Consider the following 24,533-nt stretch of genomic DNA (forward strand, 5'->3'; position numbering starts at 1 on the left):
ACGGAAATGTACGATTTACCTTATACGGCGGAGCAGTTGCTACCGCTAACGGATGCGCAAGCAGGGATTTGGTTTGCGCAGCTTCGAGATCCAGAAAACCCAATATATAAGACGGGCGAATATCTACTGATTGACGGTGCGGTAGATGAGCCGTGTTTCGTCGAGGCAGTCAAAGCCGCTATTGAAGAAGTTGACTCATTGCATGCTAAATTTGTCACGACGACCGAAGGGCCTCGCATGGTGATAGAGCGACAGCCTTGGCAAGTGGACCGATTTGATTTTTCTTCTGAATCAGAGCCTTTGAATGCCGCGATTGACTGGATGAAAGTGCAATTGAAACAACCCGTCAACCTAGAGCAGGGGCCACTTTTTTCTATGGCGCTGCTTAAGCTGGCGGAAGACAAATTCGTTTGGTTTTTATCACTGCACCATATCGCAATTGATGGTTACAGCATGTCATTAATTGTGTCCCGAGTCGCGCATATTTACAGCCAGCTTATCAAAGGCAAACCATTTGATAAGGTTGAGTTTGTTGACCAGCAAGCGATGCTAACAGAAGACGACAACTACAAAGCCTCAGAGAAATATCAAAACGATCGCGCTTTTTACTTACAACGCTATGCAGACCACTCAGACACGGTCAACTTAGCAGGTCAGCCAACGGTCACTTCCGATCACTTTCTGCGCCTCAAGGGTGTGATGCCAGTCAGCGATTTTCAGCAGATGGAATTATTGGCGAAGCAGTGCCGTACACACTGGTACAGTGTTCTTATCGCCTCTATTGCGGCGTATGTTCATCGTATGACTCGCTCGAAGGAAGTGGTGCTTGGTGTGCCACTCATGGGGCGGTTAGGCTCCGTGGCAATTCAAACGCCTGCAATGCGAGTGAATATTCTGCCAGTACGAGTCAGCTTTGATGACGGGCTGGATATCAAAACCTTGGTCAAGCAGGTCAACCAAGAGTTCTCTTCTGTACGTCGTCATCAAGGCTACCGTTATGAAGAGTTACACCGAGAACTTAATCTGGTCAAAGACAACCGTAACCTGTTTGGTCCGCTGGTGAACATTATGCCGTTTGAGTATGAGCATAAGTTTGGAGAGCTAAATTCTAAGGCACATAACCTTTCAGCAGGGCCTGTGGATGACATTTCTCTGTACTGTTATGAGCTTGGCGGCGAGTTGCATGTGGATATGGATGCCAACCCCGAGCTTTATTCAGAGAGTGAAATTCAAGAACACCAGCAGCGTCTGTTCCATTTTATGAGTGACTTTTTTGCGGCTGCTCGTGAGCAGGGTGCGAGTCAGTGTAAGATCAGTGATGTCAGCATTTTGCTTGCTGGTGAACGAGAAAAAGTGATCAATACCTGGAACGATACCGCTCATTCTGTTCCAGAAACCTCCTTATCAGCCTTGATGGCAAGACAACGAATCTTGACGCCTCATGCTCCGGCACTGATTTTTGAGAATCAAACACTCACCTATGAGCAGTTAAGTCGAAAGGTCTACTCTTTGATGAACTGGCTGTTTGCCCAAGGTGTGGAAGCAGGAGATCGCATTGCTGTTTGTGTACCGCGAAGTGAAGAGTTAATCGTTGTACAGCAAGCCATTCTTGCTGCTGGTGCGGTGTATGTGCCGATTGACCCGGACTACCCAGAAGGTCGCATTCATTACATGCTGGAATCTTCTGCACCTAAGCTCGTGTTCTCGACTTCGGCATTACAATCCAAGTTGCCACACGAGTGCGAGAGTAAACTTGTCGATGATGAAACACTTCCTGCTATTTATAAGAATGTAGAGCCGCTACCACCCCAAGTTCAGCCAGATCCACATTCGCCGGCTTATATGATTTATACCTCCGGCTCGACTGGTAAGCCCAAAGGCGTGGTGGTGAGCCATGATGCTATCGTGAACCGATTGCTATGGATGCACGATCAATATCCGATTGATGCTAATGATCGCGTGTTGCAAAAAACACCTGCGGGCTTTGATGTGTCAGTGTGGGAATTCTTCTGGCCAATGATTGTCGGCTCTTGTTTGGTGGTTGCAAAACCAGACGGACACAAAGATCCGGTTTATCTGCAGGAACTCATTCACAGTCAAAAGATCACCACATTGCATTTCGTTCCTTCGATGCTGCAGATTTTTGTTCAACAGGCGGATGCCCAGCGATGCGAAAGTTTGCGTCAGGTATTTTGTAGTGGGGAAGCCTTGCCGATTGAGTTAGTGAACCAATATTACCAATCTTTCGATGCGCCGCTGCATAATTTATATGGCCCAACTGAGGCAGCCGTCGATGTGACTTACTGGCCGAGTGAAGCTAATGCGCAAGGCAGCTCGACCCCAATAGGTCGCCCGGTTTGGAACACGCAAATCTATATTCTGGATGATGCGCTTAACCCAGTACCACTGGGCGTGGTTGGTCATCTTTACATTGCAGGTCGTCAGCTTGCTATCGGGTATCATGGCCAGCCAGAACTGACGGCAGAGCGGTTTATTGATAATCCGTTTGGTCCAACAGGAAGCAGAATGTATTTATCGGGCGATCTGGCTCGCTGGCGTGAAGATGGGGCGATAGAATACTGTGGTCGCAGTGATTTTCAGGTCAAAATTCGTGGTTTCCGAATCGAGCTGGAGGAGATCGAAAATGCCCTAGCAAGCCACCCTAATGTGGCGCAAGTTGCGGTGTTGGCTCAAGAATACAGCGATGGCGATAAACGTCTGGTAGCCTACGTGACAGCTGAAGGTGCTGAGCAACCTATCGATGTTGCGCAGCTACAGAAGTATCTTGCTGATCCTCTGCCTGAATACATGGTACCGAGCTATTTTGTTGAACTGGAAGCGTTTCCGTTAACGCCAAACGGAAAGCTCGATCGCAATGCGTTACCAAAACCCGATTTGTCTGGTCAGGTCGGTACAAAAGGACCAAGTAACTTAGTCGAGGAGCGTTTGTGTAAGCTGTTCTGCCAGTTACTTGAGCTGCCTGCGGTAGGCGTTGACGATAACTTCTTTGAGCTCGGCGGACACTCTCTGTTAGCGGCGCAGCTTATTGCGCATGTTAAAGAGATCATGGGAATCGAACTATCGCTGGCAGCAGTCTTTGAGTCTCCGACCGTCGCGGGCATTGCAGCCAAACTAAATGGTAGCGAAAGTGATGAAGCGCTTAATATGCTATTGCCACTGCGTAAACGCGAGGGTAAAGCCGCCATATTCTGTGTTCACCCTGCAGGTGGTCTAAGCTGGTGTTATGCGGCGCTGACGCCAATTATTCCATCTAACATTCCTCTATATGGTGTGCAGGCTCGTAACCTTGGCGATCCTTCTTTGGCTTTGCCGAAAACGATGAAGGAGATGGCAGAAGATTATGTCGCTGCTATCCGTGAAGAACAGCCTTTCGGTCCTTACCATCTACTTGGCTGGTCTATTGGTGGCATGATTGCGCACTTGATGGCGGGTATCTTGCAACAGCAGGGACAAGAAGTCGGTTTACTTACTTTGCTTGACTCCTACCCTACAGAGCAGTGGCAGACCATGAATCCACCTGGTGAAGAGCAAGCTCTGGGGGCATTGATTCGAATGGCGGGTGTTGAGTTTGATGAATCAGCGCATAGCAGCATTACTAAGCCAGAAGTTATCGACATCTTACAAGATGCGGGATCGTCGATGGCTCACCTGAGCTCCGAGACCATATCTGCGATGATCGAAGTGGTGATCAACAACAACCATCGCGTACGAGATTCGGTAGATTATCGTTATCAGGGTGATATGTTGTTCTTCAATGCTGAGAAGCCACCAGAAGAGTCATTCTTGGATCGCAATGGTTGGTTTAATTACATGGATGGTGAAATCAATGTCGTGGATGTTGATTGTATTCACCGAGATATGATGCGACCAGACATGTTACGTCTGATTGGAACCCGAATGGTTGAAGAGCTGAGAGCGAAATTCGATGTTTAATTCTGGTCATCCGTTGTTACCAGAGAATAAGTGGGAGGGGAGCATTTCCCCTCTGACTTTCTTCAAAGGCAAACTGGAGTCGGGCTCTGTTTTGGCTATTGGTGAAGCCCACTGGTATGCGGACCTTTTTGAGCAAATGACGCAGGTTTTGCTTTCGACAGAACTGGATGGTGTGTTTACTCATCTGTTTGTCGAGTTTGGTAACGCCAAGCATCAAAAAATGTTGGCTGATTATCTGTCAGGAGGTGACATTTCTGACGATGAGCTGGCTGCGGTCTGGCTCGACTCCATCGCTTTTCCTGCCTGGATGCACCCTTGCTATGGCGAGTTTTTCCGACGCTTAAAGCAAGTAAACGCCCAGCGTAACACTCCTATCAAAGTTGTACTGACCGAGCCTCCGTTCGATTGGCAAGAGCTTCGTCATCCTTCACAGCTTGCCCAGCTTAATGCAGAGCGAGATCAGGCTCTGGTTGAAGGTATTGAAGTCATCAAGCGCCAAAATGACAAAGGTGTGGTCGTGCTCGTCGGCGCAAGGCATATTCTCAAGCGTTCTCCTACATTTGGCTCAACTCGCCATCATCCTTTCGGGGTGTTAGCCGCGCAGAGATTTGGTGTCCAATACGTTTCAGTATGGCCACATATGTTGCCGACAACGCTTGAACAAGACTCGCTGGAATGGGGTATCTATTCGACCCAACAGCCAAGGTTTAGCCAGATGAACTTCGCCGATCTGGTTCCTAACAAACCTACGGTGAATCCTTACGCTGAGACACCCGTTGATCAGTTGGTGGATGCTTACTGGTATTTAGGCCCACAAACCCGGCAGTTGAGTGCGGCTGGCGTTGAAATTCCCCAGAAGTGGAAAGCGCAGCTAAAGAAGAGGCTACCGCTTGTGAATCAGCGCCAGAGAGTGGTAATTCAAAAGGTTATTGAATAGGGACTCTTGGTAATTCAAGGAGTAAAAAAGCACAGCGAGAAAACGGTTTGTTCGGTAAAGCAATAATAACCGTGAAACGTTAGATCTGGCAGGGCGGATTGGAGATCCCTTCGGTTATCTCCAATCAACTCAAACTGAAACTGTCCGCTGTTTTCCGTCTCGGGGTGCAGCGCAATTTCGGCATCTAAAAAGTCAAAATATACCCTCACGAATGGAAACAGACATTTGAATAAACTCTCTTTGATGCTGAATATCAGCACGTTTGGGATGGTGTCTGATTTCTGTAGGTGATGTTGTTCATTGGCTGTGTAAATCGCAGGAAGAAGGTGAGCGGCAAGATTTTGATTGTTTTCAACATCAATCCCAATACTTGGCACATCATTTTTAACCGCACACGCCGCCAAACACAGGGAGTCTGTATGACTAATACTGCCGCTAACAGTGTTAGGGAAAACGGGTTCTCTAGATGCGCCAACCAAAATGGGGGATTGATCCGCAAAAGCATTGTCTGAAGTCAGTTTTCTGATTGCGGCACGTGCGGCGTGACGCCCAGCTCTAAATTCTTCCTGCCGTTTGGGTACTGATTTCTGAATATGTTCCTCTTCTAAAGGTAAGCCTGCTTTGGCGTACATATCTGATGTGGCTTTCACCATCTGAATCAGCGGACTGGTTGTCCCAAAGTGGAAGCAGTTAGGGGAGAGAATTTCATCTAACTTAATATTTTTCAAACTCTTGTTATTCACAGTAAAAACCAACCAAAAAATACAAATGATAATGCAACTGATAATTATTGCTATTTATACAGTTATTTATTAAAGTTGGCGAGCCTAATTAATACAAAAAATAGATATAAGGATATGCAGTGAATACTCAAGTGAAAAAGCCTTCGTTTATGCCTTCCATTTTGGCCGCAGCAGTAGTGACTGCTTTTAGCGGTCAAGCTAATGCAGCGCAGCAGAATGAAAATCCAGAAATTGAACGAGTGGTTGTTACCGCGTCATTAACTCAACATTCTGAGCTTACTGCTCCTGCATCTGTGTCGGTTATTACTGCGGAAGACATCGCAAAGATGCCAGTGAAAGACATCTCTGAAGCAGTACGTAGTGCTACAGGCGTCAGTGTTTTAAGCAGCGCCGCGTACGGTCGTAACACCATTCGTATTCGTGGTCTTGAGTCAAAGCATACTCTGATCCTGATTAATGGCCGTCGTATCAATTCTCAAGATGCATTAATTCGTGGTAACGACTTTGATCTATCGACGATTCCTTTGACGGCAATTGAACGTATCGAAGTGGTGCGCGGCCCGGTTTCTTCTCTGTACGGCTCAGAGGCGATGGGTGGCGTAGTAAACGTGATTCTAAAAACACCAACAGAAGAGATGGCTGGCTCGCTAGGGCTTGAATATGAAAGTTTGCTAGAAGGTAACGGCGGCGATGGCTGGAAAGGCCATGCTTACGCAAGTGGTGAACTGACGCCAGAACTGGCAGGTAGCATCATCGTTGAAAGCTCGACTCGTGATCCATGGCGCACCGATGCGACGCCTGATTACGATGCTTTGGAGAAAAAAGATACCACAAACGTGTTTGGTGAAATGTCATGGCAACTGACCGATGAGCAAAAGCTGATTGCCGATGTAACTTACACCAAGGACGAACGAAAAGCCGAGTGGGTGCACCCTCGTTCCGGAGACCAAACCAATACTCAGGATTCTACGCGCTGGAATTACGGTTTAACGCATGAAGGTAATTGGTCAGGGTTTGACTCTCAGGCTCGTTTGTATGGCGAAACCATGGATTTGAATGACGGCAGTACCGCGTACACCAATGGCTCGGCGGACGTTGAGTTGCAGAATAATTACGCCGATTTCAAACTGTCTGGTTTATGGCGAGACAGCCACGAGTGGGTATTTGGCGGCGAATTCCGTACCTCTGAACTGACCAACAGTCGCGACATTCCTTCTGGTGATATCGATTACCACCAAGGTGCAGTGTTCCTGCAGAGTGAGTTCGATTTGGACAAACTGGCGTTGACGCTGGGTGGCCGTGAAGACTTCCATGAGGTCTACGGCAGTCACTTCAGCCCACGTGCTTATGCAGTCTACAGTTTTACCGATGAATTTGTTGCAAAAGCGGGCGGCGGCGGCGGCTTCCGTGCTCCGGGTATGATGGAGAGTAGCGACCAAGTTCGTGTGATAAGTTGTGGTAACCGTTGCTGGTTAACCGGTAACGATGATTTGAAACCGGAAGAGTCAGAAAGCTATGAAGCGGGCCTGGCTTACGAGACGGACTCGCTAGGTCTGGGCTTGACCTACTACTACTCTAAGCTGAAGAACAAAATCGAACGAGACACCAGCACCGCGGTGGGTATGGATGGCACCATGCCAATCATCACTTACCAAAACATTGGCCGAGCAGAAATCAAAGGCATAGAGGTGGAAGCTTGGTATGACATTACTAAGAACATCAATTTGTCAGCGAACTACACGTACACGGATGCAGAGGATAAGAGCTCTGGCGAAAAGCTAACAGATACGCCTGAACACTTGGCAAACTTGGATGTGAACTGGCAAGTATTCGACTCGTTGACCACTTTTGCTCGCGTCAACTACATCGGTAAGCAGGTGATCACAAATCTAAGTAGCGAAGATAAAACTGTGGACGGCTACACATTGGTTGGTCTGGGCGTTTCTTATGACCTCCAGCAAGTGAACCTGAAAGCGGGTTTGAACAACATCTTTGACGTTGAGCTGGATGACGAAGATGACTACTACGGTTACTCAGAGAAAGGTCGCAGCGCGTACGTAAGTGCAACTTACCTGTTCTAATTCAGTAGATTTCACATCAATAAAGAACGCCTCCCACTGGAGGCGTTTTTTTATGCCGCTTACTTCTAAGTCTCAGGTTCTTCGGGTGTTTCCGCAGGCACTTGTTGGGATGCTTTAACTTGCACGATGCGGTTACTTTTCATCAGCAGTACTTCAAATTGCCAGTTCTGGTACTCGATGATTTCTCCTTGAGCAGGCACACGATCTATTAACCAAGTAAGGAAGCCGTTTAGGGTCTGAAAACCTTCGCTTTCTTCTCCTTCAATGTTGCTCAGCTGGAGTTTGTTTTTGAGTTCATTTAATGGGATGAGTGCGTCCATCAACCAACTGCCGTCTTTTTGCTGTTTTGCCCATATGTGCTGAGGCTCCATACCCAGCTCTCCGGCGATTGACTTGAGTAAGTCATAGAAGGTCACTAACCCTTGCACATCACCATATTCGTCGACGATAAATACCATCTCGGTACTGGTTTGTTGCATATAGTTCAGTAAAGGCAGTCCTTTCATCGACTCGGGTACAAAACGCGGTTGCTTTAGACGTTTATTAAGCCGTTCAATCGAGATCTTGTCATATTCATCCAGCAGCACTTTGGAAGAAATCGTACCGATGATGTTATCCAGGCCGCCTTTGCATATTGGCCAAACCGAGTGCTGGGTTTGTCGAAGGCTTTTTAGGGTTGCGTCAATGGGTAGTGTGGCGTCGAGGTAATGAATTTCAGAGCGAGGCGTCATTAACGAGAGTGCAAGGCGGTCGTTAAGATGGAGTAGATTTTGGATCATCAATTGTTCCTGAGGCTCAATAGCGCCAGATTCGGAACCTTCGCTAACGATGGCGACGATATCCTCTTCTGTGACGACCTCACTTTTACTCTCATTTTGCCCCAATATCCTGAGCAAGGTATCGGTGGTAAAGGTCAAAAGAAAAACAAATGGTCGGGCTAAGTTGGCTAACCAATGAATTGGGTAAGCCACATTGATGGCAATCATCTCTGCATTATTTTGCGCGATACGTTTGGGAACCAATTCACCTATTACAATGGCGAAGTATGTGATCAACAGAACCACACTAAACGTGGCTACAAAGTTGGCAATCTCTTTTTCTACACCCTGACTCACTAACCATTGCCCTAAAGGAACGGAGAGTGTGGCTTCGCCAAAGATGCCGCTTAGTAGACCAATTACAGTGATGCCGATTTGGATCGTTGATAAAAACTGTGTCGGATTATTCTTGAGTTCCAAAGCCAGTGTTGCGCGTTTGCTGTTTTCTGCCATCGTTTTTAGACGGCTTGTTTTGGCTGCGACCAATGCAATTTCCGACATCGCAAAGACGCCATTGAGCGTAATTAAACCTATCAATCCTACTAGCAATAAAATATCCATGAAGCCTTCCAGTCATCCACACGTTAGTAGCATAGCGAGATTCCGGCTGAGTAAATGTGAAGTAGCGGATAAATCCCGTTTTCTTGCTAAGCTTATGTTTTATTTAAAGGGTAGAACTTCTCAGTACAGCTAAGCTGATTAATCACTCTGTTACTGATACACTACGCGCCCATTTCCTCCGTTGAGACGTTTCTATGCCATTTTCTAAGCTTGGTTTAAGCGCACCAATCACTGATGCAGTGATGGCGCTAGGTTATGAAAAACCGACTTCTATTCAGCAAAAAGCCATTCCGATTGTACTGCGCGGGCGTAACTTGATCGCAGCAGCGCAAACCGGTACCGGTAAAACAGCCAGCTTTGTATTACCAATCTTAGAGAAGCTCAGTCAGGGTGAAACGCAGCGTAAAAAACGTGCGCGTGCCATCATTCTTACGCCAACGCGTGAGCTAGCGCTTCAGGTACACCAAAGCATTGAAGCCTACGGTAAGAACCTGCCATTACGCTCAATGGCGATGTTTGGTGGCGTTGAATACGCACCGCAGAAGCAAGCATTGATCGAGGGTGTGGACATTGTTGTCAGTACGCCGGGTCGTCTGATTGATCTGTACGGTCAACGCTCGATTCACTTTGATGAAGTAGAAATGCTGGTCTTAGATGAAGCAGACAAGATGCTGGATATGGGCTTTATCGATGCAATAGATAAAATCGTTGATTGCATGCCAGAGGATGTGCAAAGCCTGCTGTTTTCCGCCACGCTTTCTAACCCAGTTCGTGACTTAGCCAAGAATGCGATTGTCGATCCTGAAGAGATTACGATTGCGAAACATAGTGCTTCTAAATCAAACATTAAGCAGTGGATTACAACCGTCGATAAAGACATGAAATCGTCGTTACTGAGCCACATGCTAAAAGAGAATGACTGGTCACAAGTTCTGATATTTATCGAAACCAAACACGGCGCTGCGAAATTGGTCAGCCAGCTGGAGAAGCGTGGCATTGTTGCGGAAGCGTTCCACAGTGGGCGTAATCAGCGTGTGCGTCAGGAGCTGATTGAGCAGTTTAAAGCCGGGGAGATCCAGTACCTGGTCGCGACAGGCGTTGCGGCTCGCGGTATCGATATCGATAATCTGCCAGTGGTTATTAACTACGACTTACCTTACCCGGCGGATGAATACGTACACCGAATTGGACGTACAGGTCGTGCTGGTGCGCAAGGTGAAGCGATTTCACTGGTATCAAAGGACGACTTCAAAAACTTATGCATGATTGAAAGCCGATTAGGCCACTTGCTTGAGCGTGTTGAAATTGACGGATTTGCACCAAGAAAACCAGTACCAATTTCTATTCTTAACTATGTGCCAAAGAATAAGCGCAAACCTCAGGAAGACCGTTCTCAATCTGATAAACGTCAGACGAGAGATTGATAGCAGGGTAAATACCTCTTGATAGTAAGCCGCATTTTAATGCGGCTTTTTTTATATTCTTGATCTTTAGATATCTATCTTTTGTTAAGCATAACGATGAAAAAAAACAAATCATGTCATACGCTTAACATTTGTAACCTAAGCTTGGTAAGGCTTTGGTTAATTTTCTGTCGTCTGGTTTGCACAGGGGAAAAAATAGGCGCAGACTTTTTCTCTTGCTACTAAATGCATAAAAGAGGCATAAATGAAAAAAGGTGATAAGCAATTCGCTGTTATCGGCCTTGGTCGATTTGGTTTGGCTGTATGTAAAGAGCTGCAAGATGCGGGCTCTCAAGTTTTAGCGGTAGATATTGACGAAGAAAAAGTAAGAGAAGTTGCTGGGTTTGTAAGTCAGGCTATCGTTGCAAACTGCACCCACGAAGAGACGGTCGCTGAGCTTAAACTCGATGATTACGATATGGTGATGATTGCGATTGGCACCGACGTTAACGCCAGTATTCTCGCCACCTTGATTGCGAAAGAAGCAGGGGTAAGATCGATTTGGGTAAAAGCGAACGACCGCTTTCAGGCCAGAGTCCTGCAAAAAATTGGGGCTGATCATGTCATCATGCCAGAGCGTGACATGGGTATTCGTGTTGCACGTAAAATGCTCGACAGGCGAGTGCTCGATTTCCATCCATTGGGCAGCGACTTGGCAATGACCGAGTTTGTGATTGGTTCTCGCTGGATGGGAAAAAAGCTAGGCGAGCTGTCTCTATGTCAGGTTGAAGGTGTGCAAGTTCTTGGCTTTAAACGTGGGCCGGAGATCACTAAAGCGCCCAGCATGGATGTGACCTTAGAAATTGGCGACCTTATGATTGTGGTTGGCCCAGAGGAAAAACTGGCCCGCACATTGAAGTCACTATGATGCATTTTCACCAAAAAGGCTTATTTTACGTCCCAGATAGCCAAAGGACAAAAGAGAAGGGCAGCGAGCCTCGGATTATCCTAATGAGTTTTCTCGGAGTGCTATTGCCCTCTGCGATACTTCTCACGCTTCCCGTCTTTTCTGTCAGCGGATTATCGATCACCGATGCTTTATTTACGGCGACTTCTGCGATCAGTGTAACGGGCCTCGGCGTTGTGGATACCGGTCAGCACTTCACGTTGGCGGGTAAAATTCTCTTAATGTGCCTAATGCAAATTGGTGGATTAGGGCAAATGACTTTGTCTGCTGTGCTGCTCTATTTATTCGGTATGCGGTTGAGTTTACGTCAGCAAGCATTGGCCAAAGAAGCGCTCGGTCAGGATCGGCATGTTAACCTGCGTAATCTGATTAAAAAAATCATGGTATTTGCCCTAGTGGCAGAGACGCTGGGTTTTATCGTTCTGTCTTTTCGCTGGGTGCCGGAAATGGGCTGGCAGACTGGAATGTTCTACGCGTTGTTCCATTCAATTTCCGCATTTAATAACGCAGGCTTTGCCTTATTCTCAGATAGCATGACCCGATTTGTGAATGACCCTTTGGTGATCTTTACCCTTGCAGGGTTGTTCATTTTCGGTGGCTTAGGTTTTACTGTTGTCGGGGATATCTGGTTAAACTGGCGTAAAGGGTTTAACTCCTTCCATCTTCATACTCGAATCATGCTGATTGCGACGCCAGTACTATTGTTGGTGGGCACGCTACTGTTTTGGCTGTTAGAGCGAAGCAATCCGACTACGATGGAATCGCTACCTTTGTCAGCGCAGTGGCTTGCAGCATTTTTCCAGTCGGCGAGTGCACGTACCGCTGGTTTTAACAGTGTTGATTTATCTCAGTTCTCTCAGCCAGCCTTACTCATCATGATTATTCTGATGCTGATTGGTGCTGGTTCTACCTCAACTGGCGGCGGGATTAAGGTTTCGACTTTTACCGTTGCTTTTTTGGCGACCTGGACTTTTTTACGCCAAAAGAAACACGTCGTGATATTCAAACGCACCGTCAACTGGCCAACTGTCACTAAGTCGCTCGCGATTATCGTGGTGAGCGGAGCAATACTGACAACCGCAATGTTTCTACTGATGATTACTGAGGATGCGGCGTTTGATAGAGTTATGTTTGAGACGATATCCGCCTTTGCCACAGTCGGCCTTAGCGCAGGTCTGACGGCAGAACTATCGGAACCGGGAAAATACATCATGATCGTGGTGATGATCATTGGCCGTATCGGTCCTTTGACTTTGGCTTATATGTTAGCTCGCCCAGAACCTACTCTGATTAAATACCCAGAAGATACGGTATTGACCGGTTGATTTATAAGAGAAACATCAGAACTTTGCTTTGATCGCTGTTTAAAAAGCAGCGATCTCCCATCTGGATCAAATACGAGGTCTGCCACGCAAATTTGTTTGTGAAATTTCGAACCTTTATGCCATCGTTTTCACCTTTCTGTACCATGCATTCGACAAATCTATATTAACGGCCGGACTTAACTTGCAGGCATAAGCTTCACCAATGGAAACTGTGACTATAGGCGTTGATGTAGCGTGCTGAAAGCGAATTGAGAACAAGGAGTCGTATTTTGAAATTCAACCTAGTTGCGTTAACCGTGTTATCTGCTTTACTGGCAGGAAAGAGCATGGCAACCACACCACCGTCACCTATCTGGCATGAAATCAAGTTAACTGACGGAACGTCAAGCGAAGCGATTTTAAGAGGGACCGCAGATTTCCACTGGTTTGAAGATAAGCAAGGCAACGCGCTTATACAGAGAGACGGAGACTGGTTTTTTGCGCAAGTTTTGCGTGAATCAGACGCCCTAGAATTAGTGTCTACAGGTATAAAGAAAACGCAAACTTCTGTAGCGCCCGAATCTTCCAAGTCTCGACCAGATTTATCTATCCAGCCCCACCTTTCCTCATTACGAACCATGGAGCCTATGGCGCGTAAGAACCTATTCCGTGCAGCTTCAGATACAGATGTAGTTTATAGGGCAATGAGTAGCTCTGGAGTGACGCAGCAACCTCTCTTAGTTGTCCAGGTTTCGTTTACTAATCAGGTTATGAAGCATGATTTTGAGCAACGAGTCTTCGATCAAAACGGGCAAAGTGTCGTTGACTATTATGACAAGAACTCTTTGGGGAAATATAAGGTTATCCCAGCGATTGAAAGCTACGGTACGGTGAACGATGGTGTGATTGACGTGACTGTACCACTGCGTCATCCAGATTGTCATGCCAGCACCAGCGATAGCCTTTGTACAGATAAAATGAACCTTGTGTTCGCAGAAGCGTATCGCAAGCTTGACCCATATATAGATTTGTCGAGTTACGATCGTGATCGGGATGGCACCGTGGATGCGACAGAGCTGTCGGTTATGTTTGTATTTGCTGGTGGTGACCGTTCGACGGGAGTTCTAAACAAGCCGGCAATCTGGCCTCATAGGTACTTTCATAACGATGTTCAAATCGATGGCACGACTATTAAAGACTACTGCTTGTTTGCTGACTATCAGGCAACGCACCAATCTACCTTAGGGGTTATCGTTCATGAACTAGGGCACCTAATGCTCGGATTGCCTGATCTTTACGCTCGATACAGTAAGGCGTCGATCGGTACTTGGGGCGTCATGGGTGCGGGCTCATGGTCGATGAAGCCCGGCGATTCTTATCCTGGTGAAACGCCAGTCAATATGACTGCATGGAGCAGGCATGCCGCTGGTTTTGTAGTGCCGACAATTGCTCATCAAAGTAACATGCCTCACGGATTAACAGATGATGAAGTTAAGCTGGTCTACCTTGATCCATACCTCAAAGAATATGGTCCGCGAGTGTATTTAGAAAATCGAACTTTCAAAGATTATGACCAAGCTTTGGCTGCTGAAGGTGTACTTGCCATGTCTGTCAACATTCTCAATCAGTTCAATGGATTGGGGAATATGCAAGTTCAAGTGATGCAAGCGGATGGCAGAGGTGAATTGGAAAAGGGCGAACGAAGCGATCAGGGTGATTTATACCCTAATGGCGGCAGCGAGATTTCTGATTTCTCTAACCCAGGGTTGAATGTCATCACAGGGTTCGACACTGATGTTTCGATTTCAGATATTTCTAGCAGTGCAAATGGCGGTAGTTTTTTACTAACCAAACTGAATGATGCGAATAAATCGGCGTGGTTAAACACCTTCCATCAAGAATTCGTCTTCTCAAATGATGAAAATGTGTTGGCAGTGCTGCTTGATTTAAGTCGAGATACAGAGTTGGATGGATTACAGATCTATGCTGAGAAAAGTTCACCACAGCGCGATATGACCTTTCGCGTGTGGCGCTTCCCTAACGAGGGTAATAATGAATATAGCTTGGTATTGAATCAACAAAATGCGGAACTATTGCAACAAGGTAGTTTCAAGAAGTCATCTCGGATTCTATTTCCGCACGCGACACAGTTAAGTGCTGGTCAACATATTATTGTGGTTGAAATTGAAGGTGGTGAATTCGAAGAAAGCTTCAACTTTAGCCGCTTATTGGATATGGAGAAAGCAACTCAACCCAAGATGTGGGTTGGCAAGAGCAGTGAGCAGTATTCTGAAGGCTTGCTTGAGTCTAGCTTCTCAACGGTTCCGTTTGCTGTATTGCTGAACTACGAAAACGCCAAGATTGTTGAAGCACAGCCAGATATTTACCAGACGGATAAGAACACAGTACTGTCACTGAACTTGATGTCTAACGACGTCGTTGCTACCGACTACCAGTTTGAGGTCGAGGTATTTCAACAGCCTGTCCACGGCACCATTACAGACAATCAGTACCAACCTGATCATAACTTTGTCGGATTTGACAGTTTCCAATACCGATTGGTGTCGGCAGATGGTTCACTCGCTTCCTCTACAGTCAATGTTTCGATTGAAGTAATAGGGTTCAATGCTGCCCCAAATGCTGTTACAGATGTCATTAGCACCGAGTTGAAAGCTGGGAACCGTGTATCGTTATCCGCCGCCAACAGCAGTGACCCCGATGGCGATGCTTTGACTTATCAGTGGAAGCAGGTTGCTGGCGATACTGTCTCTTTGAGTAATCCAAGTGATGTGACTGCCAGTTTCGAGATTCCTAAGGGAGCTAAAGCAGGGGACGTTTTCACATTCCAACTGACGGTGACAGATGTGAGTGCCGCTTTATCTATCGCTTTGGTCGAAATTGAAGTTCAAAACAGTGCACCGATTGCCTCAGCTGATGCGGTGACGGTAGCGGTGAATGAACGCATTGTGATCGACGTACTGGCGAATGACACCGATATGAACGGCGACAGCCTCGTGGTTCAAAGTGTGGATAACATTTCAGGTATTGGTTCTGCGTATATTGAAAATGGTAAGGTGACTTATCAGGCACCAGATAGCGCAGCTGATAATGGCATGTTGGAGTACGTGATTTCTGATGGTACAGGCGCGACAGCAAAAGGTGTAATCAGCGTTGAAGTTGTCGCAGCCAGTAGTAATAAAGGTAAGAGCTCAGGTGGCGGCGGAAGTGTCGGTTACTGGTCTCTTATGTTACTTGCGCTGTTAGGTTGGAGACGTCGTCACTAATACCAATCTCGTTCTAGACGTAAGCCACTCACTTCGAGTGGCTTATTTGTTTTCGAGCGATAGAAGCAGTAAATACCCATGTTGAATTCATGGCTGAATGGTGATTGGGATCGGACGTATACTGACTAGTAGTTAGTCTTTTTAGATAAGGAACCCAATATGTCCATTTGGCAAGGGGTCAATTTCACCCATCGTTACAGCCAACTGCCTTCGGCATTTTTCACTTTCATAGAGCCACAACCGTTATTGAACACTCAATGGGTGGTTTGGAATGGGGATTTTGCCCAGCAGTTTGGTTTGCCCCCTATAGCCGATGAAACGCTGCTTGAGGTGTTTTCTGGCCAAGCAAACTTTGATGAATTTCGTCCATTAGCGATGAAATATGCAGGGCATCAGTTCGGTACTTACAATCCGGATTTAGGCGATGGTCGAGGGTTGTTACTGGCTGAAATCCAACGACAGGATGGTACGTGGTTTGATATCCACCTAAAAGGCGCAGGTCTTACTCCTTATTCGCGCATGGGTGATGGCAGAGCAGTGCTGCGTTCGACGATTCGTGAATATTTGTGCAGTGAAGCCATGCAAGGACTCGGAATACCGACTACCCGTGCGCTGGGTATGATGGTCAGCGATACGCCGGTTTACCGTGAAAAAACGGAAAACGGCGCGATGTTAATTCGTATGGCGGAAACTCATATTCGATTCGGTCACTTTGAGCACTTCTTTTACACCAATCAACTGGCAGAGCAGAAGCTGTTGGCGGATAAGGTCATAGAGTGGCACCTGCCTGAATGCGCTCAAGCCGAAAAACCATACGCTGCGATGTTTGCCAATATTGTGGAGAAAACGGCGGACATGATTGCGAAATGGCAAGCTTTTGGCTTTGCCCACGGCGTTATGAACACCGACAACATGTCTATCCTTGGTCAAACTTTCGATTATGGACCATTTGGATTTTTGGATGACTACGATCCTGGCTATATCTGTAATCATTCCGACTATCAGGGGCGTTATGCGTTTGACCAGCAGCCGCGAGTTGCACTTTGGAACCTTTCGGCACTGGCACACGCGTTATCTCCGCTGGTGGAGCGTACAGATTTAGAAGCTGCACTTGGCCAGTTTGAGGTTCGTTTAAGCCAGCAATTTAGTCGCTTGATGCGCAGTAAGCTTGGTTTAAAAAACAGAATCGATGAAGATTCGCGCTTGTTTGAATCTATGTTTGAGTTACTCAATCAGAACAAAACAGACTATACGCGCTTTTTTAGAACGCTATCTAACTTAGACAAAAAGTCGCCTCAAGATGTGATTGATTTGTTTATTGATCGTGAAGCAGCCCAAGCGTGGTTAGATCTTTATCTGGCACGATGCGAGTTAGAAGTCGATGAGCTAGGCAGACCAGTCACCACAGAACAGCGTTGTGAACAAATGCGTCGTGCGAATCCGAAGTACATTCTTCGTAACTATTTGGCCCAACTAGCAATAGATAAAGCCGAAGAAGGCGATTTCAGTGAAGTCAATCGGTTGGCCGCACTACTGCGTCACCCTTACGATTCTCAGCCTGAGTTTGAAGAGTACGCGAAATTGCCACCAGAGTGGGGCAAAAAAATGGAAATAAGCTGCTCATCATAAGGGATTTATTTTAGTGGTTTGTTAATAAGATGTGACATTTGTCCGCGACAGGTTCAAAGTATTTATAAATTGTCGCTGAATATGAATTCTGGTACCGATTACACTTGCTCTGAAATATAAGTGATACATTGGATGGAAAAATGTCAGCTAGAATTCTGGTCGTAGATGATGATCAAGAAATTTGTGAATTGCTACAGGAGTATCTGACGAAACAAGGATATATCGTCAGTGCCGTGAATGATGGTGAGCAAATGCACCTTCACATTGAGCAACATGGGTACTCAGACCTTATTTTGCTCGATGTGATGTTACCCGGTGAAGATGGTTTTTCTTTATGTCAGGCGGTTCGTCGGCATTCGTCTACACCAATCATTATGTTGACCGCAGTTTCAGATGACACCGACCAAATCATCGGCTTAGAAATCGGCGCTGATGATTATCTCGCCAAGCCATTTAATCCGCGTCATCTTAATGCACGCATTAAAGCCGTATTGCGCCGAGTTAAAGTGACCAAAGAAGAGCAAGTCAGTCCTTTAACAGCCAAGCCTATTCGTTTTGGTGACTGGCTGTTGGACACTTTGTCACACAGAATAACCCATCAAGAAACCCAACAGTCGCACGATTTATCCGGCAGTGATTTTTCGCTGTTGATGCTTTTTCTAAAACGTCCGAATCAAATAATAGACCGAGATACGATCTCAGTAGAGACGCGAGGTCGGGAAGCGTTACCCTTTGAACGAGGCATCGATGTTCAGCTCAGCCGTTTGCGCCAACGTCTCGGTGAAAGCACCAAATATCCACATTACATAAAGACGATGCGAGGCAACGGTTACTTACTCGCTGTGCCAGTCAGTTATGAACAATAAATGGTGGCGTTTTCTCAGGCGATTTAAGCCAAACTCGTTAGTTAATCGTACATTAGGCTTAACGTTATTGGCGGTGATTTTGGCTCAAGGTGTGGCAACAACCATTTGGTATACCGAGTCAAAACAGAAAGAACTGGCGGGGATTCGCGATGCGTCTCAAAGCATGGCGAATATGTTCTCCTCAACGGTAACCTTCTTTCAGTCGTTGCCTGTCAGCTATCGTCATATTGTGCTCGACCAGATCCGTAATATGGGCGGGACGCGCTTTTTTGTGTCGTTTAATCGAGAGCAGCTCATTGTTGAACCAATTAAAGATACTCCGCTTAAGTTGGCTTCTCTCGAAGCGATAGAAGAGGTGCTGAAAAAGAAGCTCCCAAAAGTAGACACGATTTTGGTTGACTTCTCGTTGCCCGAAAACCTACGTTTGCTGAAAAACGATATCTATTTGAGCGATTTACCCAAGTCGTGGGCACATCACACCCTAACGTTGAGCCCAATCGATCCTCCGGTGTTGGTTGTGCAACTCGAACTAGCCAAAGATGAGTGGCTCTATATCGCCGCTTTGCTGCCAGCCCCTTACGTCAATCTAGACGATACCTTAATTGAGCGAGAGCAGATCCTGTTTCTGATTTTTTCTACCACGATTTTATTGGTTCTCACTTATTTGCTGATGAAAAGGCAGGTGAAGCCGTTAAAGCGATTGGCAAAAGCCGCCAATGAAATGAGTATGAACGTAGAGCAGGCTCCGCTACAAGAAGAGGGCGCGAGTGAGCTTGTCACCGCCACACGAGCATTTAATCGGATGCAGCAGCGAATTCGTCATTATATTTCTGATCGGGAACAATTGTTTTCTTCAATCTCCCACGATTTAAAAACGCCCATTACCCGCCTAAGGCTGCGCGCTGAGCTGCTGGAAAGTGATATCAAACGTGAAAAATTTAACCGCGATCTTGATGATCTGGAAATGATGGTGAAGGGGGCGCTTCAGACCGTAAGAGATACAGAGTTGCATGAAAATACGGTCAATGTTGACCTGAATGACGTCATTACTAGCGTGATTGAGCCTTATAATCAGCAACAAACACGGGTGACGTTTTCGCCTAGTCCCATTAAATCAATCGTTGCAAAGCCATTGGCGATAAAACGCGTTATCGGCAACTTGGTTGATAATGCGGTGAAATATGGGGAAAAAGCGGAAATAACCCTCACCAACTTTGATGGCCGGGTCAAAATCGAGATTTGTGATCAGGGGCCGGGCATTCCAGAAGATCAGCTCGACATGGTATTTGAGCCGTACTATCGGTTGGCTGATGATGATCAGGGCCACGGGTTAGGGCTTGGAATTTGCCGTAATATTCTCCACGGTCATGGCGGAGATCTCATAATTGACAACTTGCCTAGTCGCGGGCTACGTGTTCAAGTGTTTGTTTAATATCAATTAAAAACTCAATGTAACATGATTGTTACGTTAAGGTTACGCTTTGTTTCAATCAAAATTTTCTCATTGGATAGACTGACTTTAGTTCAAGTATCAACGCTTGAGGTCATCGAGTCGTCGACCTGAATGTCTAATCCAATACACGGAAGATAATAATGAAACTAAATAAAACCCTACTAACTCTTTCTCTGCTCTCTGCGGCAAACATGGCTAACGCGGGTGAAGTCGAAGTGCTTCACTGGTGGACGGCTGGTGGTGAAGCAAAATCTGCGGCTGTTCTGAAACAAATGCTGGAAGAACAAAATCATACCTGGAAAGACTTTGCAGTCGCTGGTGGTGGTGGCGAGTCAGCGATGACCGTGCTTAAAACTCGCGCGGTATCTGGCAATCCTCCATCGGCGGCTCAAATCAAAGGACACGATATTCAGGAGTGGGGCAGCTTAGGTTTCCTTACTTCACTGGAAAGTACGGCGAAGCAGGAAAAGTGGGATGACCTACTACCGTCTGTTGTCACTAAAGTGATGAAGTACAAAGATGAGTATGTGGCTGTACCGGTTAACGTTCACCGTGTTAACTGGCTGTGGGCAAACCCGGAAGTGCTGAAAAAATCAGGTGTAGAACTTCCAACAACGCTGGACGAGTTTTTTGCTGCGGCAGACAAAATTAAAGCGGCCGGCTTTATCCCACTTGCTCATGGTGGGCAGCCTTGGCAAGACGCGACCGTGTTCGAAGCCGTCGCACTGGACGTGCTGGGAAGTGAAGACTACAACAAAGCGTTTGTAGACCTAGATATGGACGTATTGTCTGGCGATAAAATGGTCGAAGTTTTCACCAAGTTTAAGAAGATCCACGACTACATTGACGCTAACTCACCAGGGCGTGACTGGAACGTTGCGACCTCGATGGTGATTAACGGTGAAGCGGCTATGCAGATCATGGGTGACTGGGCGAAAGGTGAATTTACTGCGGCGGGTAAAGTGCCGGGTAAAGACTACATTTGTGCGCCTGCGCCAGGCACTGACGGTCAATTTACGTTCAACATTGATAGCTTTGCTTTCTTTGAACTCAGCAACGAAGAGAACAAAAAGGCACAGCAAGACTTAGCTCGTACCATTCTGACCAAAGAGTTCCAGGAAGTCTTTAACCTGAACAAAGGCTCCATTCCAGTTCGTCTTGATATGGATATGGCGAAATTTGACCAATGTGCTCTGGACTCAATGGAAACCTTCAAAGCCAGTGCTCAGTCCGGTGATTTAGTGCCGAGTATGGCACACGGCCTGTCGACCACAAGCTATGCGCAAGGTGCAATCTACGATGTTGTGACCAACTTCTTCAACGATGACAATGCGGATCCGAAACAAGCAGCACAAAAGCTAGCGAAAGCAGTGAAAGCCGCTATCTAATCCATTGACAGATCACACCCTAAAGGGCGTACAGGCTTGTAGGGAGCCTATGCGCCCTTCCTTTAAGACGTAAGGATTCGTTATGGAGCATGTTGTGAATCGGTATCCAAAGAAGTCCCACGCGAAACTCAGTTTGGCGGACAGACTTCAGCACTGGTTGCCGAAAATCGTCCTTGCCCCGACCGTTCTGGTAACTGTGGTATGCATCTATGGTTACATCTTCTGGACGGCGGCATTATCAATGACCAACTCCCGTTTTCTGCCAAGCTTTAACTTTGTTGGTTTTACTCAGTATGAAAAGCTGATGGATAACGATCGCTGGATCACTTCTATTAGCAACCTTGGTATTTTTGGGCTGCTATTTATGCTCATCGCTATTGTTCTTGGCGTGGGCTTAGCCATTTTGCTTGATCAAAATATTCGTCAGGAAGGTGCAATTCGGACCATTTATCTTTATCCGATGGCACTCTCCTTTATCGTGACGGGTACCGCCTGGAAATGGATTCTCAATCCTGGTTTGGGTATTGAGAAGTTGATGCAAGACTGGGGTTTTACCAATTTCAAATTTGACTGGTTAGTAAATTCTGACCTGTCTGTGTACACCTTGGTGATAGCCGCTGTTTGGCAGTCGTCTGGTTTTGTCATGGCGATGTTTCTGGCGGGTTTGCGCGGCATTGATTCATCCATTATCAAAGCGGCACAAATCGACGGCGCAAGTCTGCCAACCATTTACTGGCGCATCATTATGCCTTGCTTAAGACCTGTTTTCTTTAGCTCGGTAATCATCACTTCACACATTGCGATTAAGAGCTTCGACCTGGTAACCGCTATGACGGCTGGTGGCCCGGGGTACTCTTCAGATTTGCCAGCGCTGTTTATGTACGCGCACTCATTTACTCGTGGTCAGATAGGTTTGGGGGCTGCAAGCGCGATGATGATGTTGGCAGGTATTCTCGCCATTTTAGTTCCTTATTTGTACTCAGAGCTTAGGGAGAAAAAGTCATGATGCGTAGTGTGAATTTCTCTCGGCTGTTTATCTACTTCGGGTTAGCGTTTTTTTGCTTATTTTATTTGATGCCGTTGTTCGTGATGGTGGTGACTTCATTCAAAACACTGCCAGATATTAAAGCGGGCAACTTGATGAGTCTGCCAACCGAATGGGTCTTCGATGCCTGGTATAAGGCGTGGGACAACGCTTGTACGGGCGTGAAATGTGAAGGGGTAAAAGGGTATTTCTGGAACTCGTTCCAAATGGTGATTCCTGCAGTGGCGATCTCTACGCTGTTGGGCGCATTTAATGGTTACGTTGTGACCAAGTGGCAATTCCGGGGTTCAAACTTGTTCTTCAGCTTGCTGCTGTTTGGCTGCTTTATTCCGTTTCAGGTAATTTTGTTACCAATGGCGGCGGTGCTCGGTAAGTTAGGTTTGGCAAATACAACCACCGGCTTGGTTATCGTTCATGTGATTTATGGTATGGCGTTTACCACGTTGTTCTTTCGTAACTTCTACATCAGTATTCCGGATGAGCTTGTCAAAGCCGCGAAGTTGGATGGGGCAGGTTTCTTTACCATTTTCTTTAAAATTCTTCTGCCAATCTCGACGCCAATCATCATGGTGACGGTGATTTGGCAGTTTACCGCTATTTGGAATGACTTCTTGTTTGGGGTTGTCTATTCAGGTTCCGAAACACAGCCAATTACGGTTGCCCTGAACAACTTAGTTAACACCAGTACAGGGGTGAAAGAGTACAACGTCGATATGGCGGCGGCGATCATTGCAGCGTTACCAACGCTACTCGTTTATGTATTAGCAGGAAAATACTTTGTTCGTGGCCTTACGGCTGGATCGGTAAAAGGATAATTATTATGGCAACACTCGAACTTAAACAAATCCGTAAAACCTATCCAAAAGCGGAACAAGAGACGTTAAAAGGTATCGATATCAGTATCGATTCGGGAGAGTTTCTTATCTTGGTTGGCCCATCTGGTTGTGGCAAGTCGACACTGATGAACACCATTGCGGGTTTAGAGAACATCAGTTCCGGTGACATCGTGATTGATGGTAATAATGTGTCGAATGTGGAACCGAAAGATCGCGATATTGCGATGGTGTTCCAATCGTATGCGCTATATCCAAATATGACGGTAAGAGGCAACATCGAATTTGGTCTCAAGATTCGTAAAATGGCGAAAGAGGCAATTGATGCCGAAGTGGAGCGAGTAGCGGAAATGCTACAGATTGATCATCTGCTTGACCGTAAGCCTTCGCAATTATCAGGTGGTCAGCGCCAGCGAGTTGCGATGGGACGTGCGCTTGCTCGTCGCCCGAAGCTCTATCTGTTTGACGAGCCACTTTCGAACTTAGATGCGAAGCTGCGTGTTGAAATGCGCCACCAGATCAAGCGTCTTCACCAGCAACTGAATAGGACGATTGTGTACGTAACGCATGACCAGATTGAGGCGATGACACTCGCGGACCGTATTGCGGTAATGAAAGACGGTGAGTTACAGCAACTCGGAACACCACAAGAAATCTACAACAAGCCTAATAATATGTTTGTCGCAGGTTTTATGGGCTCACCTTCGATGAACTTCATTAAAACCATGGTCGATTTGGATGCTCAGGATAACCCCGTGATAAAAGTGACAGGCAGTAACGCGCAGGAGCATCACATCAAGCTGCCAGCTTCGATGCGAAAACAAGATGGCAAAGAGATTGTGATTGGCTTGCGTCCGGAACATATTACGGACAGTGAGAACCAAGATTCTACCGCAACGACGAAACTCGACCTCCAGCTTGAAGTCCTTGAGCCAACGGGGCCAGATACCATCGCGATGATTAAGGTCAACGATCAAGAAGTCGCTTGTCGCTTGTCTCCGGAGTTTGATGTAAAGGTCGGTCAGGTCGCGCCGCTGCATTTTGATTTGTCCAAGGCGGTTTTCTTTGACGCTTCAACTGAGCAACGCATAGAGTTTCACTAACGATAAGAGCAAGGCAAATCAACAACTCGTAACTTTTAAATGGCAGCCAAGCGGCTGCCATTTTTATTTGCTGATTTACGGATGTGTCTAAATCCACCCACTTAATCATTTGGCGTGGGTAGATTTCACCCATTTCAAAAATAATTTTGTGATCTAGGTAAATG

The 24,533-nt window shown here is 46.5% G+C and carries 16 protein-coding genes; 14 read left to right on the forward strand and 2 right to left on the reverse strand.

Translation table 11 applies throughout. The features are described from left to right. Positions 1–6: 6 nt before the first annotated feature. Both DBX26_RS04345 and DBX26_RS04350 read left to right on the forward strand, forming a co-directional pair. Positions 7–3,954: an enterobactin synthase subunit F gene (locus DBX26_RS04345; RefSeq protein ID WP_118117971.1), complete on the forward strand. Its 3,948-nt coding sequence runs from the start codon at positions 7–9 to the stop codon at positions 3,952–3,954. Continuing rightward, the gene (locus DBX26_RS04350; protein WP_118117973.1) at positions 3,947–4,891 is read left to right on the forward strand and encodes a hypothetical protein; all 945 of its coding nucleotides are present in this window, start codon (positions 3,947–3,949) and stop codon (positions 4,889–4,891) included. Before DBX26_RS04345 ends, DBX26_RS04350 begins: the two co-directional genes overlap by 8 nt. Positions 4,892–4,905: 14 nt before the next feature. Here the strand turns inward: DBX26_RS04350 and DBX26_RS04355 are convergent, their stop codons facing one another. Then, on the reverse strand, positions 4,906–5,634 hold the full coding sequence (locus tag DBX26_RS04355) for a 4'-phosphopantetheinyl transferase (RefSeq protein ID WP_118117975.1): 729 nt from the start codon (positions 5,632–5,634) through the stop codon (positions 4,906–4,908). A gap of 119 nt (positions 5,635–5,753) precedes the next feature. Here DBX26_RS04355 and DBX26_RS04360 point away from each other — a divergent pair, with 119 nt between their 5' ends. Beyond that, positions 5,754–7,715 (forward strand): TonB-dependent receptor, encoded by a 1,962-nt coding sequence (locus tag DBX26_RS04360; RefSeq protein WP_118117977.1) that lies wholly within the window; start codon positions 5,754–5,756, stop codon positions 7,713–7,715. 65 nt (positions 7,716–7,780) lie between these two features. Here the strand turns inward: DBX26_RS04360 and DBX26_RS04365 are convergent, their stop codons facing one another. Next, a complete protein-coding gene (locus DBX26_RS04365) occupies positions 7,781–9,094 on the reverse strand; it encodes a hemolysin family protein (protein WP_118117979.1) in 1,314 nt (437 codons plus the stop codon). 194 nt (positions 9,095–9,288) lie between these two features. Here DBX26_RS04365 and DBX26_RS04370 point away from each other — a divergent pair, with 194 nt between their 5' ends. The 11 genes from DBX26_RS04370 (at position 9,289) to DBX26_RS04420 (ending at position 24,369) form a co-directional block, all read left to right on the forward strand. Continuing rightward, the gene (locus DBX26_RS04370; RefSeq protein ID WP_014231201.1) at positions 9,289–10,518 is read left to right on the forward strand and encodes a DEAD/DEAH box helicase; all 1,230 of its coding nucleotides are present in this window, start codon (positions 9,289–9,291) and stop codon (positions 10,516–10,518) included. Positions 10,519–10,762: 244 nt separating this feature from the next. Then, positions 10,763–11,425 carry a TrkA family potassium uptake protein gene (locus DBX26_RS04375; RefSeq protein WP_014231202.1) on the forward strand — a complete coding sequence of 221 codons (663 nt, stop codon included), beginning with the start codon at positions 10,763–10,765 and terminating at the stop codon, positions 11,423–11,425. Next, positions 11,422–12,789 carry a TrkH family potassium uptake protein gene (locus tag DBX26_RS04380; RefSeq protein ID WP_118117981.1) on the forward strand — a complete coding sequence of 456 codons (1,368 nt, stop codon included), beginning with the start codon at positions 11,422–11,424 and terminating at the stop codon, positions 12,787–12,789. Before DBX26_RS04375 ends, DBX26_RS04380 begins: the two co-directional genes overlap by 4 nt. Positions 12,790–13,058: 269 nt before the next feature. Further along, positions 13,059–16,052, forward strand: a complete 2,994-nt coding sequence (locus tag DBX26_RS04385; protein WP_118117983.1) for a M6 family metalloprotease domain-containing protein — start codon at positions 13,059–13,061, stop codon at positions 16,050–16,052. 159 nt (positions 16,053–16,211) lie between these two features. Further along, complete coding sequence (locus DBX26_RS04390; protein WP_020336131.1) at positions 16,212–17,681, forward strand: protein adenylyltransferase SelO; 1,470 nt, start codon at positions 16,212–16,214, stop codon at positions 17,679–17,681. A 140-nt stretch (positions 17,682–17,821) separates the two neighbouring features. After that, positions 17,822–18,547 carry a response regulator gene (locus tag DBX26_RS04395; RefSeq protein WP_118117985.1) on the forward strand — a complete coding sequence of 242 codons (726 nt, stop codon included), beginning with the start codon at positions 17,822–17,824 and terminating at the stop codon, positions 18,545–18,547. After that, on the forward strand, positions 18,537–19,979 hold the full coding sequence (locus DBX26_RS04400) for an ATP-binding protein (protein ID WP_014231207.1): 1,443 nt from the start codon (positions 18,537–18,539) through the stop codon (positions 19,977–19,979). Before DBX26_RS04395 ends, DBX26_RS04400 begins: the two co-directional genes overlap by 11 nt. Before the next feature lie 161 nt (positions 19,980–20,140). After that, a complete protein-coding gene (locus DBX26_RS04405) occupies positions 20,141–21,388 on the forward strand; it encodes an ABC transporter substrate-binding protein (protein ID WP_014231208.1) in 1,248 nt (415 codons plus the stop codon). 82 nt (positions 21,389–21,470) lie between these two features. Continuing rightward, positions 21,471–22,394, forward strand: a complete 924-nt coding sequence (locus tag DBX26_RS04410; protein ID WP_014231209.1) for a carbohydrate ABC transporter permease — start codon at positions 21,471–21,473, stop codon at positions 22,392–22,394. After that, on the forward strand, positions 22,391–23,248 hold the full coding sequence (locus DBX26_RS04415; protein ID WP_118117987.1) for a carbohydrate ABC transporter permease: 858 nt from the start codon (positions 22,391–22,393) through the stop codon (positions 23,246–23,248). The genes DBX26_RS04410 and DBX26_RS04415 overlap by 4 nt, the downstream gene beginning before the upstream one ends. 5 nt (positions 23,249–23,253) lie before the next feature. Beyond that, on the forward strand, positions 23,254–24,369 hold the full coding sequence (locus DBX26_RS04420; RefSeq protein WP_118117989.1) for an ABC transporter ATP-binding protein: 1,116 nt from the start codon (positions 23,254–23,256) through the stop codon (positions 24,367–24,369). The last annotated feature ends 164 nt before the right edge of the window (positions 24,370–24,533 follow it).

Source organism: Vibrio sp. dhg (assembly GCF_003443775.1).
GTDB classification, from domain to species: domain Bacteria; phylum Pseudomonadota; class Gammaproteobacteria; order Enterobacterales; family Vibrionaceae; genus Vibrio; species Vibrio natriegens.

Bases quoted from the DNA above. Each gene is read 5' to 3' on its own strand.
- DBX26_RS04345 (WP_118117971.1), top strand. From the start codon at position 7: ATGTACGATTTACCTTATACGGCGGAGCAGTTGCTACCGCTAACGGAT.
- DBX26_RS04350 (WP_118117973.1), top strand. From the start codon at position 3,947: ATGTTTAATTCTGGTCATCCGTTGTTACCAGAGAATAAGTGGGAGGGG.
- DBX26_RS04365 (WP_118117979.1), bottom strand. From the start codon at position 9,094: ATGGATATTTTATTGCTAGTAGGATTGATAGGTTTAATTACGCTCAAT.
- DBX26_RS04370 (WP_014231201.1), top strand. From the start codon at position 9,289: ATGCCATTTTCTAAGCTTGGTTTAAGCGCACCAATCACTGATGCAGTG.
- DBX26_RS04375 (WP_014231202.1), top strand. From the start codon at position 10,763: ATGAAAAAAGGTGATAAGCAATTCGCTGTTATCGGCCTTGGTCGATTT.
- DBX26_RS04380 (WP_118117981.1), top strand. From the start codon at position 11,422: ATGATGCATTTTCACCAAAAAGGCTTATTTTACGTCCCAGATAGCCAA.
- DBX26_RS04390 (WP_020336131.1), top strand. From the start codon at position 16,212: ATGTCCATTTGGCAAGGGGTCAATTTCACCCATCGTTACAGCCAACTG.
- DBX26_RS04395 (WP_118117985.1), top strand. From the start codon at position 17,822: ATGTCAGCTAGAATTCTGGTCGTAGATGATGATCAAGAAATTTGTGAA.
- DBX26_RS04400 (WP_014231207.1), top strand. From the start codon at position 18,537: ATGAACAATAAATGGTGGCGTTTTCTCAGGCGATTTAAGCCAAACTCG.
- DBX26_RS04405 (WP_014231208.1), top strand. From the start codon at position 20,141: ATGAAACTAAATAAAACCCTACTAACTCTTTCTCTGCTCTCTGCGGCA.
- DBX26_RS04410 (WP_014231209.1), top strand. From the start codon at position 21,471: ATGGAGCATGTTGTGAATCGGTATCCAAAGAAGTCCCACGCGAAACTC.
- DBX26_RS04415 (WP_118117987.1), top strand. From the start codon at position 22,391: ATGATGCGTAGTGTGAATTTCTCTCGGCTGTTTATCTACTTCGGGTTA.
- DBX26_RS04420 (WP_118117989.1), top strand. From the start codon at position 23,254: ATGGCAACACTCGAACTTAAACAAATCCGTAAAACCTATCCAAAAGCG.